This is a genomic window from Micromonospora sp. S4605, from assembly GCF_003176715.1.
Taxonomy (GTDB): domain Bacteria; phylum Actinomycetota; class Actinomycetes; order Mycobacteriales; family Micromonosporaceae; genus Micromonospora; species Micromonospora echinaurantiaca.
Genome location: NZ_QGSW01000354.1, coordinates 1 through 15,646, shown reverse-complemented (window position 1 = coordinate 15,646; position 15,646 = coordinate 1). Strand labels below are relative to the sequence as shown.

The 15,646-nt window shown below is 74.5% G+C and carries 16 protein-coding genes; 8 read left to right on the top strand and 8 right to left on the bottom strand.

The features are described from left to right. Positions 1-284: 284 nt before the first annotated feature. A complete protein-coding gene (locus DLJ47_RS30200) occupies positions 285-761 on the top strand; it encodes a hypothetical protein (protein WP_109905093.1) in 477 nt (158 codons plus the stop codon). 46 nt (positions 762-807) lie between these two features. Here DLJ47_RS30200 and DLJ47_RS30195 read toward each other — a convergent pair whose 3' ends face one another. Next, on the bottom strand, positions 808-2,100 hold the full coding sequence (locus DLJ47_RS30195) for an acetyl-CoA C-acetyltransferase (protein WP_109905091.1): 1,293 nt from the start codon (positions 2,098-2,100) through the stop codon (positions 808-810). Positions 2,101-2,154: 54 nt separating this feature from the next. On the opposite strand from DLJ47_RS30195, the gene DLJ47_RS30190 reads away from it, so the two are divergent. The 3 genes from DLJ47_RS30190 to DLJ47_RS30180 are packed head-to-tail and all read left to right on the top strand — an operon-like array spanning position 2,155 to position 5,042. After that, positions 2,155-3,513, top strand: a complete 1,359-nt coding sequence (locus DLJ47_RS30190) for a 3-oxoacyl-ACP reductase (protein ID WP_109905089.1) — start codon at positions 2,155-2,157, stop codon at positions 3,511-3,513. Between the two features lies 1 nt (position 3,514). Then, positions 3,515-4,396 carry a MaoC/PaaZ C-terminal domain-containing protein gene (locus tag DLJ47_RS30185; protein WP_109905087.1) on the top strand — a complete coding sequence of 294 codons (882 nt, stop codon included), beginning with the start codon at positions 3,515-3,517 and terminating at the stop codon, positions 4,394-4,396. Positions 4,397-4,436: 40 nt separating this feature from the next. Beyond that, positions 4,437-5,042 carry a DedA family protein gene (locus DLJ47_RS30180; RefSeq protein WP_109905085.1) on the top strand — a complete coding sequence of 202 codons (606 nt, stop codon included), beginning with the start codon at positions 4,437-4,439 and terminating at the stop codon, positions 5,040-5,042. A gap of 26 nt (positions 5,043-5,068) precedes the next feature. Here DLJ47_RS30180 and DLJ47_RS30175 read toward each other — a convergent pair whose 3' ends face one another. Further along, the gene (locus DLJ47_RS30175; protein ID WP_109905083.1) at positions 5,069-5,710 is read right to left on the bottom strand and encodes a response regulator; all 642 of its coding nucleotides are present in this window, start codon (positions 5,708-5,710) and stop codon (positions 5,069-5,071) included. Next, complete coding sequence (locus DLJ47_RS36460) at positions 5,707-6,897, bottom strand: sensor histidine kinase (RefSeq protein ID WP_199236066.1); 1,191 nt, start codon at positions 6,895-6,897, stop codon at positions 5,707-5,709. Before DLJ47_RS36460 ends, DLJ47_RS30175 begins: the two co-directional genes overlap by 4 nt. A 169-nt stretch (positions 6,898-7,066) precedes the next feature. Here DLJ47_RS36460 and DLJ47_RS30165 point away from each other — a divergent pair, with 169 nt between their 5' ends. Further along, positions 7,067-7,708 (top strand): DedA family protein, encoded by a 642-nt coding sequence (locus tag DLJ47_RS30165; RefSeq protein ID WP_109905081.1) that lies wholly within the window; start codon positions 7,067-7,069, stop codon positions 7,706-7,708. A gap of 4 nt (positions 7,709-7,712) precedes the next feature. Here the strand turns inward: DLJ47_RS30165 and DLJ47_RS30160 are convergent, their stop codons facing one another. Beyond that, entirely contained in the window at positions 7,713-8,351 is a 639-nt protein-coding gene (locus tag DLJ47_RS30160) for a TetR/AcrR family transcriptional regulator (RefSeq protein WP_088996862.1), read from the bottom strand. Positions 8,352-8,417: 66 nt separating this feature from the next. Between DLJ47_RS30160 and DLJ47_RS30155 the strand changes: the two genes are divergently transcribed. From DLJ47_RS30155 to DLJ47_RS30145, 3 genes are all read left to right on the top strand, one after another. Continuing rightward, on the top strand, positions 8,418-8,870 hold the full coding sequence (locus DLJ47_RS30155) for an SCP2 sterol-binding domain-containing protein (protein ID WP_088996861.1): 453 nt from the start codon (positions 8,418-8,420) through the stop codon (positions 8,868-8,870). A gap of 1 nt (position 8,871) precedes the next feature. Then, positions 8,872-10,086 carry an acyl-CoA dehydrogenase family protein gene (locus DLJ47_RS30150; RefSeq protein WP_109905079.1) on the top strand — a complete coding sequence of 405 codons (1,215 nt, stop codon included), beginning with the start codon at positions 8,872-8,874 and terminating at the stop codon, positions 10,084-10,086. 146 nt (positions 10,087-10,232) lie between these two features. Next, positions 10,233-11,798, top strand: coding sequence for an AMP-binding protein (locus DLJ47_RS30145; protein WP_109905077.1), 1,566 nt, complete (start codon positions 10,233-10,235; stop codon positions 11,796-11,798). Between the two features lie 104 nt (positions 11,799-11,902). Here the strand turns inward: DLJ47_RS30145 and DLJ47_RS30140 are convergent, their stop codons facing one another. From DLJ47_RS30140 to DLJ47_RS30125, 4 genes are all read right to left on the bottom strand, one after another. Then, positions 11,903-12,751, bottom strand: coding sequence for a hypothetical protein (locus DLJ47_RS30140; protein WP_109905075.1), 849 nt, complete (start codon positions 12,749-12,751; stop codon positions 11,903-11,905). Beyond that, positions 12,744-13,262 carry a SigE family RNA polymerase sigma factor gene (locus DLJ47_RS30135; protein ID WP_109905073.1) on the bottom strand — a complete coding sequence of 173 codons (519 nt, stop codon included), beginning with the start codon at positions 13,260-13,262 and terminating at the stop codon, positions 12,744-12,746. Before DLJ47_RS30135 ends, DLJ47_RS30140 begins: the two co-directional genes overlap by 8 nt. Positions 13,263-13,322: 60 nt before the next feature. Continuing rightward, positions 13,323-14,570 carry a phosphoribosylamine--glycine ligase gene (gene purD / locus DLJ47_RS30130; RefSeq protein ID WP_109905071.1) on the bottom strand — a complete coding sequence of 416 codons (1,248 nt, stop codon included), beginning with the start codon at positions 14,568-14,570 and terminating at the stop codon, positions 13,323-13,325. 90 nt (positions 14,571-14,660) lie between these two features. Further along, a complete protein-coding gene (locus DLJ47_RS30125; RefSeq protein WP_233258094.1) occupies positions 14,661-15,599 on the bottom strand; it encodes a type IV toxin-antitoxin system AbiEi family antitoxin domain-containing protein in 939 nt (312 codons plus the stop codon). Between the last annotated feature and the right edge of the window lie 47 nt (positions 15,600-15,646).

The window sequence follows — 15,646 nt, the reverse complement described above, 5'->3', positions numbered from 1 at the left end:
GGTCGGGGATCGGACGCGGACGTCGGGGTGGCTGACACGGGGCTGTCCTTCGGTCGACTGGGAAGCCGTCCCAGGCTAGGCCACCGGGCCGGGCTCCGGGTCGGGGCGTCGGTCCACAGCGGAGTGGCGGAGCGTCGCAGCCGGTAAATGACCTTGTGCCGACGATTCGGTTCCGTCTATACAGGACGGACGATTCGGCGGGTCACCCGTCGGGTAGACCGCCCGGTTCGCCGGCGCTGCCCGACCGGGTCGGCCCGCGAACCAGGACCACGAAGGGTGGATGGGTGAACCGGAAGATCAAGGCTGGCGCGGCGGCACTGACGACGGTGCTGGCGACGGGCGGGGCGCTGGTCGTCGGCGCCACGCCGGCAAGCGCGGCCGTGGCCTGCAAGAGCAACAGCAAGGAGTTCCCCACCGACTGGTACAACGCGGACGTGACGGTCAAGCTGTGCGTCCGGTCGGAGAACGGCGGCCACTTCGCCGACGCCTACGTGACCTGGAACGAGGCTGGCAGCAACAAGTTCGACCGGTTCACGGTCGAGGTCCGCCTCGAACGCAACGACGCCGACATCGCGGTGGACACCTGCTCGATGACGGCGTCCATCAACTCGCTGTACCAGGGTGACGACTTCTGCGGCCGGGGCAGCTTCGCCAGCGGGTCCGGCGGCTGGACCGCCGACGGCAAGGTCATCTACAACATCAACAACGACGGCAAGGGCGACTTCGTCTGGTCCCTGACCGGTTCCCCGGCGATCAACTGACCGGTGCGGCTGCCCCGGCTGGTCGATCGCCGGGGCAGCCGCCCGCTCAGCGTTCCAGGATCGCGGTCACGCCCTGGCCGCCGGCCGCGCAGATGGAGATCAGGCCGCGCCCGCTGCCCTTCTCGGCCAGCAGCTTGGCCAGGGTGGCCACGATCCGGCCGCCGGTGGCCGCGAACGGGTGCCCGGCCGCCAGCGACGAGCCGTTGACGTTGAGCCGGTCCCGGTCGATCGCGCCGAGCGGGGCGTCCAGGCCGAGCCGGTCCTTGCAGAACTCCGCCGACTCCCAGGCGGCCAGGGTGGCCAGCACCTGCGAGGCGAACGCCTCGTGGATCTCGTAGTAGTCGAAGTCCTGGAGGGTGAGCCCGGCGCGGGCCAGCATCCGCGGCACCGCGTACGCGGGGGCCATCAGCAGCCCCTCGTCGCCGTGCACGAAGTCCACCGCCGCCGTCTCCGACCAGCTGAACCAGGCCAGCACCGGCAGGCTGTGCGCGCGGGCCCACTCCTCGGAGGCGAGCAGCACGGTGGACGCCCCGTCGGTCAGCGGCGAGGAGTTGCCGGCGGTCATGGTGGCCCGCTCGGCGTCCGGCCCCTTGGCGCCGAACACCGGCTTGAGCGAGCCGAGCTTCTCCAGGCTGGTGTCGGGACGCAGGTTCTGGTCCCGGGTCAGCCCGAGGTAGGGCGTCATCAGGTCGTCGAAGAAACCCCGGTCGTACGCGGCGGCGAGCCGCTGGTGCGAGCGCAGCGCCAGCTCGTCCTGGGACTGCCGGTCGATGTTCCAGCGCAGCGCGGTGCGGGCCGCGTGCTCACCCATGGACAGCCCGGTACGCGGCTCGGCGTTACGCGGGATCTCCGGCTTGAACGGCTGCGACGGGCGCAGCTTCGCGGCGAGCCGCAGCCGCTCGCCCAGGGTGCGGGCGCTGTTCAGCTTGATCAGCGTGCGGCGCAGCTCCTCGTTGACCGCCAGCGGCGCGTCCGAGGTGGTGTCGACCCCGCCGGCGATGCCGACGTCGAGCTGCCCGAGGGCGATCTTGTTGGCGACCAGGATGGCCGCCTCCAGCCCGGTGCCGCAGGCCTGCTGGATGTCGTACGCGGGGGTGTGCGGGTCGAGCCGGGAACCGAGCACCACCTCGCGGGTGAGGTTGAAGTCCCGGGAGTGCTTCAGCACCGCCCCGGCGACCACCTCGCCGATCCGCTCGCCGGCCAGCCCGTAGCGGGCGACCAGCCCGTCGAGCGCCGCGCCCAGCATGTCCGCGTTGGACGCGCTCGCGTAGCGTGAGTTGGAGCGGGCGAAGGGGATGCGGTTGCCACCGATGACCGCTACCCGCCGGATGTTCTGCACGATCCGCCTCCTGGAAAGTCTTGCCCGAACCCTACTCGTCAGTAGGCTACGCCTATGACCGACAGGTACGCGAGCTTCGTCCAATCGGGGGCCGGCCGCGCGCTGGTCAAGCGCCTCGGGCTGCCCGACCCGCCGCGACTGCGCCGGCACACCCCCGGCGACCCCCTCCTGCCCGGGCCGGCCCTGCTCGGCGCGGCCACCGACGGCCGCCTCGCCGAGCCGGTCGGCAAGCTCCTCACCGCCGCCGGGGTCGAGGTGCGCGACCCCGCCGCCGACACCGACGCCGCCGCCCGCTTCGGCGCCCTGGTGTACGACGCCACCGGGATCACCGACTCCACCGGGCTGCGGCAGCTCTACGACTTCTTCCACCCGCGGGCCCGCTCGGTGCTGCCCAGCGGCCGGGTGATCGTGCTCGGCACCCCGCCCGCCGAGTGCGGCACACCCCGGGAGGCCACCGCACAGCGCGCCCTGGAGGGGCTGACCCGCAGCATCGGCAAGGAGTTCGGCCGGGGCGTCACCGCCCAACTGGTGTACGTCACCGCCGGCACCGACCCGGGCACCCTGACCAGCCTGGAAGCGACGCTGCGGTTCCTGCTCTCCGGCCGGTCCGCGTACGTCTCGGGGCAGGTCGTCCGGGTCGGCGCCGGGCGGGCCGAACCGCCGGCCGACTGGGACCGCCCGCTGGATGGGCAGGTCGTGCTGGTCACCGGCGCGGCCCGGGGCATCGGGGCGGCGCTGGCCCGGGTGCTGGCCCGCGACGGCGCCCAGGTGGTGGCGCTGGACATCCCGGCCGCCGGGGACGAGTTGGCCGCGGTGGCGAACGAGATCGGCGGCACCGCCGTGCAGCTCGACCTGACCGCTGCGGACGCGCCCACCCGGCTCGCCGACCACCTCGCCGCCCGGCACGGCCGGGTCGACGTGGTCGTGCACAACGCCGGCATCACCCGGGACAAGACCCTCGGCCGGATGGACGCCGACCGGTGGGACTCCGTCATCGACGTCAACCTCTCCAGTCAGGAGCGGATCAACGACGTGCTGCTGGAGCGGCAGCTGATCCCGGAAGGCGGTCGGCTCGTCTCCGTCTCCTCGATCGCCGGCATCGCCGGTAACCGCGGCCAGACCAACTACGCCACCAGCAAGGCCGGCGTGATCGGGCTGGTCGACTCGCTCGCCCCGGCGCTGCGCGACCGGCAGATCAGCGTCAACGCGGTGGCCCCCGGGTTCATCGAGACCCGGCTGACCGCCCGGATCCCGCTGATGCTGCGCGAGGCGGGCCGGCGGATGAACAGCATGTCCCAGGGCGGCCTGCCGGTCGACGTGGCGGAGACCATCGGCTGGCTGTCCTGGCCGGCCTCCGGCGCGGTCAACGGCAACGTGGTCCGGGTCTGCGGCCAGAGCCTGTTGGGAGCCTGAGATGGCGACCACCGAGGACCGTCCCGCCGCCACCCGGGCCCGGGCGGAGCTGCCGGCGATGCCCGCGGCCGGCGCGCTCTACCGGCGCGCCCTGCTCGGCGCGCTGCCCGGGGCGGGTGGCCGGCGCGGCGACACCGTGCCCGCGGTCGAGCTGGCCGTCACCGGGGCCACCGTCGACCGGGCCCACCTGGCCGAGTACGACCGGGTCTGCGGGTTCCGGCTGGCCGACCGGCTGCCGCCGACGTACCCGCACGTGCTGGGCTTTCCGCTGGCGCTGCGGCTGATGACCGCTGCCGACTTCCCGATCCCGCTGACCGGCGTGGTGCACGTGGCCAACCGGATCACCGTGCACCGCCCGCTCACCGCTGACGAGCCGCTCGACTTCACCACGTACGCGGAGAATCTGCGCCCGCACGACCGGGGCCGGCAACTGGACGTGGTCCTGGTCGCCTCGGTTGGCGGGGCGGAGGTATGGCGGGGCGTCTCGACGTACCTCGGCAAGGAGCGCGGCGCCGGCGGCGGCGAGCGGCGCGGCCGGGGCGAGCGGCCGGCGCCGCCGCCCGCCTCCGCGCACTGGCGGGTCGAGCCCCGGGTGGGTACGGACTACGCGCGGGTCTCCGGCGACCACAACCCGATCCACACCTCCCGGCTGGGCGCCCGGCTGCTCGGGTTCCCCCGCCCGATCGCGCACGGGATGTGGAGCAAGGCCCGCTGCCTGGCCGCGCTGGAGAGTCGGCTGCCGGACGCGTTCACCGTCGACGTGGCGTTCAAGCTGCCCGTGCCGCTGCCCGGCACGGTCGCCTTCAGCGCCGCCCCGGCCTGGGAGTTCGCCCTGCACGACGCGCGTACCGGCCGGCCCCACCTGATCGGCACGATCCGCTGACTCGGCCCCCGGGCGGCCGGCACCCGGCCAGCATGAAGGCATGGAAGCCGTGCTCGACCTGCTCCGGGAGACGGTCGCCTCGCCGTGGGTGTACCTGGTGCTCTTCGGGGTCACCGCGGTCGACGCGTTCTTCCCGGCGGTGCCGGGCGAGGCGGCGGTGATCACCGCCGCCGTCCTCTCCGCTGGTGGGCACCCCGACCTGGCGTGGGTGATCGTGGCGGCCTTCCTCGGCGCGCTCGCCGGCGACCACATCTCGTACGCCATCGGCCGGGGCGCCCGGCCGCTGGCCCGGCTCCGCCGGGACGGCCGGCGGCGGCCCGGCTCGGAGTGGGCCCGGCGCGCGGTCGAACGGCGCGGCGGCCTGATCCTGACCACCTCCCGGTACGTCCCCGGCGGGCGGACCGCGGTCACCCTGACCATGGGCGCGGTGCGCTACTCCCGCCGGTCGTTCCTGCTCTTCGACGCCGTCGGCGCGTTCACCTGGGCCGTCTACTGCGCGCTGCTCGGCTACTTCGGCGGGCTGGCCTTCGAACGCGACCCGGTCCGGGGCGTGCTGGTCGGGGTGGGCCTCTCCGTGGTCATCACCCTGCTGCTGGAGGCGGCCCGGCGGGTGCGCCACCGCCGCGGGCCGGCCGCCCCGCCCTGACCCCGCCCGGGCCGGGGTCGGCGGGTTCAGGGCAGGTCGGCGTCGTGCACCAGGATCGCCAGTTGCACCCGGTTCTCCGCGCCCAGCTTCGCCAGGGCGCGGCTGACGTGCGCCTTGACGGTGGCCTCGCTCATTCCCAGGCGGCGGGCGATGCCGGCGTTGGCGTGCCCCCGGGCGACCTCCCGGACGATCTCCAGCTCCCGAGCGGTGAGTTCGCCGAGCCGCCGCCGGGCGGCCTCCCGCCGGTCCGGGCCCCGCTCGGCGAAGGACTCGATCAGCCGCCGGGTCACCGTCGGCGCCAGCATCGCGTTCCCGGCGGCCACGGTCCGCACCGCGGCGGCGAGGTCCCGGGGCGGGGTGTCCTTGAGCAGGAAGCCGACCGCCCCGGCGCGCAGGGCCCGGTGCACGTACTCGTCCCGGTCGAAGGTGGTCAGCATGATCACCTTCGCGCCGCCGGCGACGATCCGCGGCGCGGCGGTCAGCCCGTCGGTGCCGGGCATCCGCACGTCCAGCAGCACCACGTCGGGGCGGAGCCGGCGGGCCTCGGCCAACGCCTCGGCGCCGTCGGCCGCCTCGCCGACCACGGTGATCTCCGGTGCCGCCTCCAGGATCAGCCGCAGCCCGGAGCGGACCAACTGCTCGTCGTCGGCGACCAGGACCCGGATCACCGCTCCTCCTCCACCGGGATCAGCGCCCGGACCAGGAAGCCGCCGTCGCGCGGGCCGGCCTCCAGCCGCCCGCCCAGCAGTTCCACCCGTTCCCGCAGGCCGACCAGGCCGAGCCCGGCGCCGGGCAGGCCGGCGCCCGCGGTGGACGGGCCGTTGCGGATGCTGACCTCGATCCCGCCGGTCAGGTGCTGCAGCCGGACGGTCACCTCCGCGTCGGCCGCGTGCTTGCGGACGTTGGTCAGCGCCTCCTGGACGACCCGGTACACCGTCCGTCCCACCGTCGCCGGCACCGCCGCCGGTGTCCCCTCGTCCTGGCGCTCCACCCGCAGCCCGGCGGCGCGGGACTCGCGGACCAGCTCGTCCACCGCGCCGAGGCCCGGCAACGGCGCGGTGCCCGGCAGTCCCGCACCGGCGGGGGCGGGCGCGACCCCGCCGCTGGCCTGGCGCAGCACGCCGAGCACCTCGCGCAGATCGGTGAGGGCCTGCCGGCCGGTGGACCGGATCAGCGCGGCCGCCTCGACGGTGGCCGGATCGGCGGCGGTCACCTCCAGCGCGCCGGCGTGCACCACCATCAGCGACACCCGGTGCGCTACCACGTCGTGCATCTCCCGGGCGATCCGGGCCCGCTCCTCGGCCCGGGCCCGCTCCGCGCGGGCCTCCTGCTCCCGCTCCAGCCGCGCGGCCCGGTCGCGGAGCGCGGCGAGGGTGTCCCGGCGCGCCCCGATCCAGAGCCCGACCACCAGCGGGAAGATCACCAGCCAGGCGGCCATCGCGACGGCGTTGCCCGGGGTGGCGGTGGTCAACCCGCGATCGCCGCCCACCGCCCGGCCGATCAGCACCCCCAGCGTGAGCACCAGCGCCGCGCCGGCCAGGAAGCCGCCCAGCCGGCGCCGGCCCCGCAGCCGCAGGCCGGCCTGCCAGGAGGCGGCGACCGGCGCGGGCCAGGCGGCCAGCAGCAGCCAGGCGGCGGCCGCCGCGGCGAAGAGCGGCCACCGCCGCCGGTGCACGATCGCGGCGGCCCAGCCGGCGGCCACCGCGACGACCAGGACCAGCACCCCGGGTAGCGGCGACCGGACGCCGAGCGCCCCGGACGCCGAGTACCAGACCCCGCCGCCGACCAGCACGGCGAGCCCGAGCGGGCGGTACCGCTCGACGGTCCGCCGGAGCCCGGCGCGGCTGGAGGTCACGCTCCGAGGGTAGGCGCTGCCCGGCCGCCGGCCCGCGCGCCGACGGCGTACCCCGAGCGGTCCGGCCGGCACCCCTGAGACCGCTCGGGGACGGGCACTACTTAAGTAGTGGACGCGGGCTGACCCACGGCCGATGGCGGCGGGGCCGGGCGACAGCAGCATCAGGGGCATGGATTCGGTACTCGACCTGCTCCACCAGACGATGTCCTCGCCCTGGGTCTACCTGGCACTCTTCGCGATCGCGGTGGTGGACGGGTTCTTCCCGGTCGTGCCGAGCGAGACGGCGGTCATCACCGCCGGCGTGTTCGCCGCGACCGGGCAGCCGTACCTGCCGGCCGTGATCGCGGTCGCGGCGGCCGGCGCGCTGGTCGGCGACCACGTCTCGTACGCCATCGGCCGGGGCGGCGGCGGGCGGCTGCTGGCCCGGATGCCGGCCGGCGGCCGGCGGCGCGCGGCGCTCGACCGGGCCCGGCGGGGCATCGGCAGGCGCGGCGGCCTGATCCTCACCGTGGCCCGGTACATCCCGGGCGGCCGGACGGCGGTCACCCTCACCATGGGCGCGATCGGCTTCCCCCGGCTGCGGTTCCTCGCCTTCGACACGCTCGCCGCGGTCTCCTGGGGCGTCTACTCGGCGCTGGTCGGCTACCTGGGCGGGCTTGCCTTCGAGCAGGACCCGCTGCGCGGCCTGCTGCTCGGGCTCGGCCTGGCGCTCACCGTGACCCTGGTGGTCGAGGTGGCCCGCTGGGCGCGGGGCCGGCATCGGGCGCGCGCCGCCGCTGCCGGGCCGGAGTACGCCGAGCTGCTCCGGTGAGCGGTCAGCCCGCCGGGGGCCGCCAGGCGGCACCGCGCAGCAACTGGCCGGCGCCGAGCCAGGCGACGTTCATCATCCGGGTGGCGGTCTTCTCCGGATCGGCGTCCGGGTGGTCGGCGAGCCAGTCGGCCAGCGACTCGGTCGCCCCCACCAGGGCGTACGCCACCACCTCCAGGTCGGTCTCGCCCACCTCGCGCCCCTCGGCGCGCAGCGCGTGGTCGAGCATGCCGGCGACCACCTCGACCAGCCGGGCCCGCATGGCGGCGAGTTCGCCGGCGAACGGCTGCTCGCCCCGGGCCTGCCGGTAGAGCACCGCCCAGCCGTCCCGGTGCGCCCCGACGAAGCCGAAGAACGCCCGCAGCCCGCGCCAGAGCCGTTCGTCGGCCGGCAGGTCGGGGGCCGCCGCCCCGGCGATGGCCTGCATCATCCGGGTGCCCTCGCGGTGCAGGCAGGCGACGAAGAGCTCCTCCTTGGTGCCCAGGTAGGCGTAGACCATGGGCTTGGAGATGCCGGCGTCCTCAGCGATCTCGTCCATGCTGGACGCGTGGTAGCCGCGTCGGGAGAAGACCTTGACCGCGGCGTCGAGCATCTGCTGCTCGCGTACGGCCCGGGGCAGGCGCTTGAAGGTGGGTGTGCCGGACACCTTGCGAGCATACCTACTCGCCCGTAAGGTTACGCACGAGTAGCCAATACCCGGAAGGTGCGCCTCATGACTGACTTCGACCCGGCCAACTTCGCCAACGTCGGCCCCAAGGAGTTCGCCCAGCTGGTCAAGTCCACCCCCGACGACAAGATCGCCGAGGTGATGTCCGGCGACCTGCGCGGCAAGATCCTCGGCGAGGTCTTCGGCCGGATGCCGTCGCTGTTCCGCGCCGACCGGGCGGGTTCCACCAACGCGGTCATCCACTGGAACATCACCGGGCGCCCCGACGGCGGCACCGACACCTACGAGGTGGTCATCGCCGACGGCACCTGCACCGTCAACGAGACGCCGCAGCACGACCCGAAGCTGAGCCTGACCATGGGCCCGGTCGAGTTCCTGAAGATCGTCTCCGGTGGCGCCAACCCGGTGATGATGTTCATGACCGGCAAGCTGAAGGCCAAGGGCGACCTGGGCCTGGCCGCCAACATCGCCAACCTGTTCGACATCCCCAAGGCCTGACATGGCCGAGTTCTCGCTCGACCTGAACGAGGAACAGCGGGATCTGCGGGACTGGGTGCACGGCTTCGCCGCCGAGGTCGTGCGCCCGGCCGCGGCCGAGTGGGACGCCCGGGAGGAGACTCCCTGGCCGATCATCCAGGAGGCGGCGAAGGTCGGCCTCTACGGCTTCGAGTTCCTCGCCACCTGCTGGGCCGACCCCACCGGCCTCTCCCTGCCGATCGCCAGCGAGGAACTCTTCTGGGGTGACGCCGGCATCGGGCTGAGCATCTTCGGCACCTCACTCGCGGTCGCCGCCATCTACGGCGCCGGCACGCCCGACCAGATGGTCGAGTGGGTGCCGCAGTGCTTCGGGTCGGTCGACGAGCCGGCCGTGGCGGCGTTCTGCACCAGCGAGCCGGAGGCCGGCTCCGACGTCGGCGCGATGCGGACCCGGGCCGTCTACGACGAGGCCACCGACGAATGGGTGCTGCGCGGCCAGAAGGCGTACGCCACCAACGGCGGGATCGCCGGGGTGCACGTGGTCACCGCCTCGGTCGAGCCGGAACTCGGCTCGCGCGGGCAGGCCGCGTTCGTCGTACCGCCGGGCACCGCGGGGCTGTCCGCGACCCGCAAGCTGCGCAAGCTCGGGCTGCGCGCGTCGCACACCGCCGACGTCTTCCTCGACGACGTACGGGTGCCCGGGGGCTGCCTGCTCGGCGGCCGGGAAGCGCTGCTGGAACGGCTGGACCGGGCCCGCTCCGGACAGCGGGCCTCGGCGCAGGCCGCGATGCGCACCTTCGAGCTGTCCCGGCCGACCGTCGGCGCCCAGGCGCTCGGGGTGGCCCGCGCCGCGTACGAGTACGCGCTGGACTACGCCAAGGACCGGGTCCAGTTCGGACGGCCGATCATCGAGAACCAGGCGGTCGCGTTCGCGCTGGCCGACATGAAGATGGAGATCGACGCGGCCCGGCTGCTGGTCTGGCGCGCCTCCTGGATGGGGCGCAACAACCGGCCGTTCACCGCTGGCGAGGGCTCGATGTCCAAGCTCAAGGCCGGTGAGGTGGCCGTCGCGGTGACCGAGAAGGCGGTGCAGCTGCTCGGTGGCGCCGGATTCCTGCGCGACCACCCGGTCGAGCGCTGGTACCGGGACGCGAAGATCTACACCATCTTCGAGGGCACCTCGGAGATCCAGCGCCTGGTCATCTCCCGGGCGATCTCCGGGCTCCAGATCCGCTGACGGCCGGCGCCGACCGGCGTCCGGCAGGTGGTCCGGATCACCGCCGGGTGAGCCCGACCCGGCACCCGGTGCATGATCGAGAACACCGTTCACGGAGGGCCCCCAGGTCGGGGGCCCTCCGCGCACCGCCGAAGGAGGCCCGTGGCATGGATCTGCCCTTCATCGTCGCCACGCTGACCCGCCGCGGACTGCTCACCCCCGGCCGCCCGATCCGGGTCGCCTCACAGCTCGGCGCGCTGCGCAAGTGGGGCTGGAGCCTCGCCGGCGAGCTGCGCCAGGCGGCCGCCCGGGACCCGGACCGGACCGCGATCGTCGACGAGCAGGGCGCCGAGCTGACCTACCAGGAGCTGCTGGACCGGGCCGAGCGGCTGGCCCGGGCGCTGCGCGCGGGGTTCGGCGTGCAGACCGGCGACCGGATCGGCGTGCTCTGCCGCAACCACCACGGCCTGATCGAGACCATCGTCGCGGCGACCCTGCTCGGTGTGGACGCGGTGCTGGTGAACACCGGGCTCTCCGCCGCCCAGCTCGGCACCGTGGCCGACGAGCAGGCGCTGCGGGTGCTGGTGCACGACGGCGAGTTCGCCGAGCGGACCCTCGGCCTCCCCGCCGAGCTGCACCGGGTCGACGAGCGGGCCCGCGAGGAACTGATCGCCGGCGCGCTCCCCGGCGACGACCTGCGCCCGCCGGAGCGCGACGGCCGGATCATCGTGCTCACCTCCGGCACCACCGGCACGCCGAAGGGTGCCCGACGGCCCACGCCGAACGGGTTCGGCCCACTGGTGTCCATCATCGACCGCATCCCGCTGCACACCCGGGACCGGGTGATGATCGCCGCGCCGATCTTCCACACCTGGGGGTTCGCCGCCCTCCAGGTCTGCTTCGCGCTCCGCGCCACCATCGTGCTGCACCGGCGCTTCGACCCGGCCGCCACGCTGGCCGCGCTGGTCACGCACCGGTGTGACGCGCTCTTCGCCGTACCGGTGATGGTGCAGCGGCTGCTGGAGGTGCCGGCGCCGGACCCGCGGCCGGCGCTGAAGGTAGTCGCGGTCAGCGGCTCCGCGCTGCCCGGCAACCTCGCCCACCGGTTCATGGACGTCTACGGCGACGTGCTGTACAACCTCTACGGCTCCACCGAGGTCTCCTGGGCCTCCATCGCCGGCCCGGCCGAGCTGCGTGCGGCGCCCACCACGGCCGGCCGGCCGCCGCACGGCACCAAGCTGCGGATCCTCGACGACGCGGGCCAGCCGGTGCCGACCGGCCGGGTCGGCCGGATCTTCGTCGGCAACGAGATGCTCTTCGAGGGCTACACCTCTGGGGCTGGGCGGGAGAGCCGGGACGGCCTGCTGGACACCGGCGACCTGGGCCGGATCAACGCCGACGGGCTGCTCTTCGTCGACGGTCGGGCCGACGACATGATCGTCTCCGGCGGGGAGAACGTCTTCCCGTCCGAGGTGGAGGATCTGCTCGCCCGGCTGCCGCAGGTCCGCGAGGCCGCCGTCATCGGGGTGCCGGATCCGGAGTACGGCCAGCGACTCGCCGCGTTCCTCGCCCTGCACCCCGGCGAGACCCTCGACCCCGAGGCGGTCCGCGAGTACGTCCGGCACTACCTGGCCCGGTTCTCCGTGCCCCGGGACGTCGTCTTCGTGAAGTACCTGCCGCGCAACGCCACCGGCAAGGTGCTCACCCGGGAGTTGCGCCGCTACTACGGCTGACCGGCAGACGTCCGGCCCGCCAACCGCCCGGTCCCCGGCGGCCCGGCGCGCGCCGAGGCGAGGCGCGCCCGCTCGGCGAGGCTCGCCGCCCGCACCACACCGGATCAGGGGTGGAGCGTCAGCCCGGGGAGGGTGGCGATCGCTGTCAACTGCTCCGGGGTGAGCACCGGCGGCGGACCGACCTTCCTCGAGGGCACACCGTCGGGCCGCGCCACGACCAGGTGCACGTTGTCCGTCATCACCGTCACCGAGGTGCCGTCCGCCCGCTGCACCTGCACCCAACGCCGCTCGGTTCCGTCGTCCCCCGGGGTTGCGCTACTGACGGCGAGCGAGCCGCCGTCCGGCATCCGGCTGCTCGTACAGACGGCGGGATCGGGCGCCGCGGCACAACCCCGGGGGTCGTCGACGCCCGTCGGGAGCACCGTCACCGCGAGGTTGTCGACCTGCCCGCGCAGCGCGAGCCGGGCGCGCGCCTCGTAGAACCGGTTGCTCCGTTCGTACTCGAACTGGATCAGGTCGCACCCGGGCAGGGTGCTGTCGACGGTCATGCCGGCCGGCAGGACGTTGTCCAGCGCCGGGCGGAGCACCTCGGTGAGCCGGGCGCCGGCCCGGTCCGGGCGCTCGGTCGGGCGGGCGCGCACCGTGTCGTACGTCTGCAGGGGGGCCGGGGATCCGCTGGCCGGCGGCGTTGGCGTCGCGCAGAGCGACGGGCCGGCGGACGGGGAGTTCAGGCCACCGGGCAGCGTCAACCCGGCCGGGTCGGAGCCGGGCCCGGCCAGCAGAGCCGGCGTGACCGCGACCGCGGCGACCGCGAGGGCGGCGCCGGTGCCCGCCATCGTCCACGTCCGGTGCCGGCGGCGCCGCCGGTCGGCGGCGATCAACGCGTCCAGGTCGATCCGGGTCGGCGGCGGCGTGGCCACCGCCGCGCGCAGGTGCTGCGACAGGTCATCCATCGGTACGGGTCCCCTCGACTCGCGCCGGCACCTCGACGAGACGACCCCGCAGCGTCTCGATCGCCCGCGCCGACTGGCTCTTCACGGTGCCGGTGGTGCAGCCGAGTTCCCGGGCGGTCTCCTCGACCGACAGGTCGCAGAAGTAGCGCAGCACCAGGACCGCGCGACGGCGCGGCGGCAGCTCGGCCAGCAGGGCGAGGATGGTCAGCCGGTCTGCGGCGCCGTCGGTCGCGGAACGCGCCGGGGCGTCCGGGACCTCACCCCAGGCGGCCTCGCGCCGCCACGGTCGGCGCCGCTCGTCCAGCCAGGCCCGCAGCAGGGTACGCCGGAGGTACGCGTCCGGGTTGTCCATCGTGGACAACCGGCGCCAGTGCCGGAGCAGCTTGACCAGCGCCGTCGACACCAGGTCGTCGGCGGTGTGCCAGTCACCGCAGAGCAGGTACGCGGTGCGGCGCAGCGGCTCCAGCCGTGCCCCGACGTACTCGCGGTAGCCCTCGATGTCAGCCGGCAATCCCGCCACCTCCTCGCCTCACCGGTCAAACGGAGGCGGCGGCGGTGGGGGTTGCCCGGGTCAGCCGGGAATCGTGACCCGACCCGCGACGGCGGCGGCCGCGATGTCCGTGCGGTAGTGGGAGCCGGCCAACCCGACGCCGGACACCAGCGCGTACGCGGCGTCCCGGGCGGCGGTCAGGTCGGCGCCGGTGGCGGTGGCGCAGAGCACCCGGCCACCGGCCGAGCAGAGCGTGCCGTCGGGGGCCCGGCGGGTGCCGGCGTGGATGAAGCCCGCGCCCTCGGCGCCGCTGACCACGTCACCGGTGCGCGGCGCGGCCGGGTAGCCCTCGGCGGCCACCACCACCGTCACGGCGGCGCCGTCCCGCCAGCGCAGCGGCGGGTGGTCGGCGAGCGTACCGGTGGCGGCGGCGTGCAGCAGCCCACCCAGCGGCGTCTCCAGCAGCGCCAGCACCACCTGGGTCTCCGGGTCGCCGAAGCGGGCGTTGAACTCGATCACCCGCGGGCCGTCGGCGGTGATCGCCAGCCCGACGTAGAGCAGGCCGACGAACGGGGTGCCGCGGCGGCGCAACTCGGCCAGCGTGGGGTGCACGACGTCGCGCATCACCTCGTCCACCAGGCCGGGCGGCGCCCACGGCAGCGGAGCGTACGCCCCCATGCCGCCGGTGTTCGGGCCGCTGTCGTTGTCGCCGACCCGCTTGAAGTCCTGCGCCGGCAGCAGCGGCAGCGCGGCCTCGCCGTCGGTCACCACGAAGAGCGACACCTCGGGACCGGCCAGGTACTCCTCGACCACGACCTGCCCGCACTCGGCGGCGTGCCGGAGCGCGACGGCCCGGTCGTCGGTCACCACGACGCCCTTGCCGGCGGCGAGCCCGTCGTTCTTCACCACGTACGGCGCGCCGAACTCGTCCAGCGCGGCGGCGGCTGTCGCCTCGTCGGCGCAGGTGTACGCGCGGGCGGTGGGTACGCCGGCGGCGGTCATCACGTCCTTGGCGAACGTCTTGGAGCCCTCCAGCCGGGCCGCCGCGGCGGACGGACCGAACACCGCGATCCCCTTCGCCCGCACCGCGTCGGCGACACCGGCGACCAGCGGCGCCTCGGGACCGATCACCACCAGGTCGGCGCCGGTCTCCACCGCCAGCGCGGCGACGGCCACCGGATCGGTCGGAGTCACCTGCCGCAGCTCGGCCAGCTGCCCGATGCCCGGATTGCCCGGCGCCGCGAACAGCTTGTCCACGGCCGGATCGGCCGCCAGCCCGAGCGCGAGCGCGTGCTCCCGCCCCCCACCACCCACAAGAAGTACCCGCACGACCCCGCATCCTACCCACGGCCCTCGTCGCCCTCGTTGATCAAGAGGTTTACGTCAGGATCGGCGTGCAGGATGACGCGAACTTCTTGATCACCGCGCGGAACGGGGGTCGGGGTGGGCGGCGAGGGCTTGGCGGACGGTCCAGGGGATGTAGTGGGGGTCGAGGGTGTCGGACCAGGTGAAGCGGAGGATGGTCCAGCCGGCGTTGACCAGGCGGTTCTGGCGGCGGCGGTCGGCGTAGGCCGCCTCGGGGGTGCCGTGCGGGCCTCGGCCGTCGGCTTCGGCGATCACCTTTGGTCCTCGCCAGCCGAGGTCACCGATGCCGAGCAGGTAGCCGTCGCGGTCGCGCACCTCCAACTGGAGTGCGTCCGGCGGTACCTTGCCGTCGACGCAGCGCAGCCTTGCCCGGGTTTCGAGGGGGGACTGCGCCCGGCCGTCGGCCTCCGCCAGATAACCCCGAGCCGCGACGGCCCCTCGCCGTCCCCGAATCAGCGCGGGGATCGACAGCAGGTCGTCAGGGGTGACCAGGCTCCGATTCAGCGCCGAATCCAGCAGGCAGACGGCCGGATACCGGTCGACCCGGAGAAGCACGTCGGCCAGGGTCCGCAACGGAGCGGTGGCCGGGATTCCGCAAACGGCACACAAGTCACCGCGGCCCACGGTGAGCTGGTGCACGACGATCCCCGGATCGGCGCGCCGTTGCGGCCTCGGTTGATCGACGGGCACCGAGACGTGAATTGCCGCCTGCGGCCTCAACCCGGCGACACCGTGCAATTCGACAGCCGTGTCGAGGACGGCGAAGGCACCAGGCCCGAGACTCAGGACCGCGGCCCGGATCCGGGCCCGCCGTCGGTCGACCGCAGAGCCGTCCGGCTCGGGCAGATAACAGCCGCGTGCCAACCGCAGCCAACGACCGGAGCGCCACTGCTGGCGGATCTCGTCTCGGCTCAGGCCAAGCCGCAGTGCCTGGTCGGCTGTGACGATGCCGTCCTGCGCGGCCGCGACGCGGCGTAGGCGTTCAAGGTCCACCACCGCACCCTGGCCCCCACCGCACCCCACCCGCGACCCCTGTGGAC

What these genes read in the sequence shown, in the direction of transcription:
- DLJ47_RS30190 (WP_109905089.1), top strand. Translation starts at nt 2,155, where the DNA reads ATGACCGACAGGTACGCGAGCTTCGTCCAATCGGGGGCCGGCCGCGCG.
- DLJ47_RS30145 (WP_109905077.1), top strand. Translation starts at nt 10,233, where the DNA reads ATGGATCTGCCCTTCATCGTCGCCACGCTGACCCGCCGCGGACTGCTC.
- DLJ47_RS30180 (WP_109905085.1), top strand. Translation starts at nt 4,437, where the DNA reads ATGGAAGCCGTGCTCGACCTGCTCCGGGAGACGGTCGCCTCGCCGTGG.
- DLJ47_RS30140 (WP_109905075.1), bottom strand. Translation starts at nt 12,751, where the DNA reads ATGGATGACCTGTCGCAGCACCTGCGCGCGGCGGTGGCCACGCCGCCG.
- DLJ47_RS30150 (WP_109905079.1), top strand. Translation starts at nt 8,872, where the DNA reads ATGGCCGAGTTCTCGCTCGACCTGAACGAGGAACAGCGGGATCTGCGG.
- DLJ47_RS30165 (WP_109905081.1), top strand. Translation starts at nt 7,067, where the DNA reads ATGGATTCGGTACTCGACCTGCTCCACCAGACGATGTCCTCGCCCTGG.
- DLJ47_RS30155 (WP_088996861.1), top strand. Translation starts at nt 8,418, where the DNA reads ATGACTGACTTCGACCCGGCCAACTTCGCCAACGTCGGCCCCAAGGAG.
- DLJ47_RS30185 (WP_109905087.1), top strand. Translation starts at nt 3,515, where the DNA reads ATGGCGACCACCGAGGACCGTCCCGCCGCCACCCGGGCCCGGGCGGAG.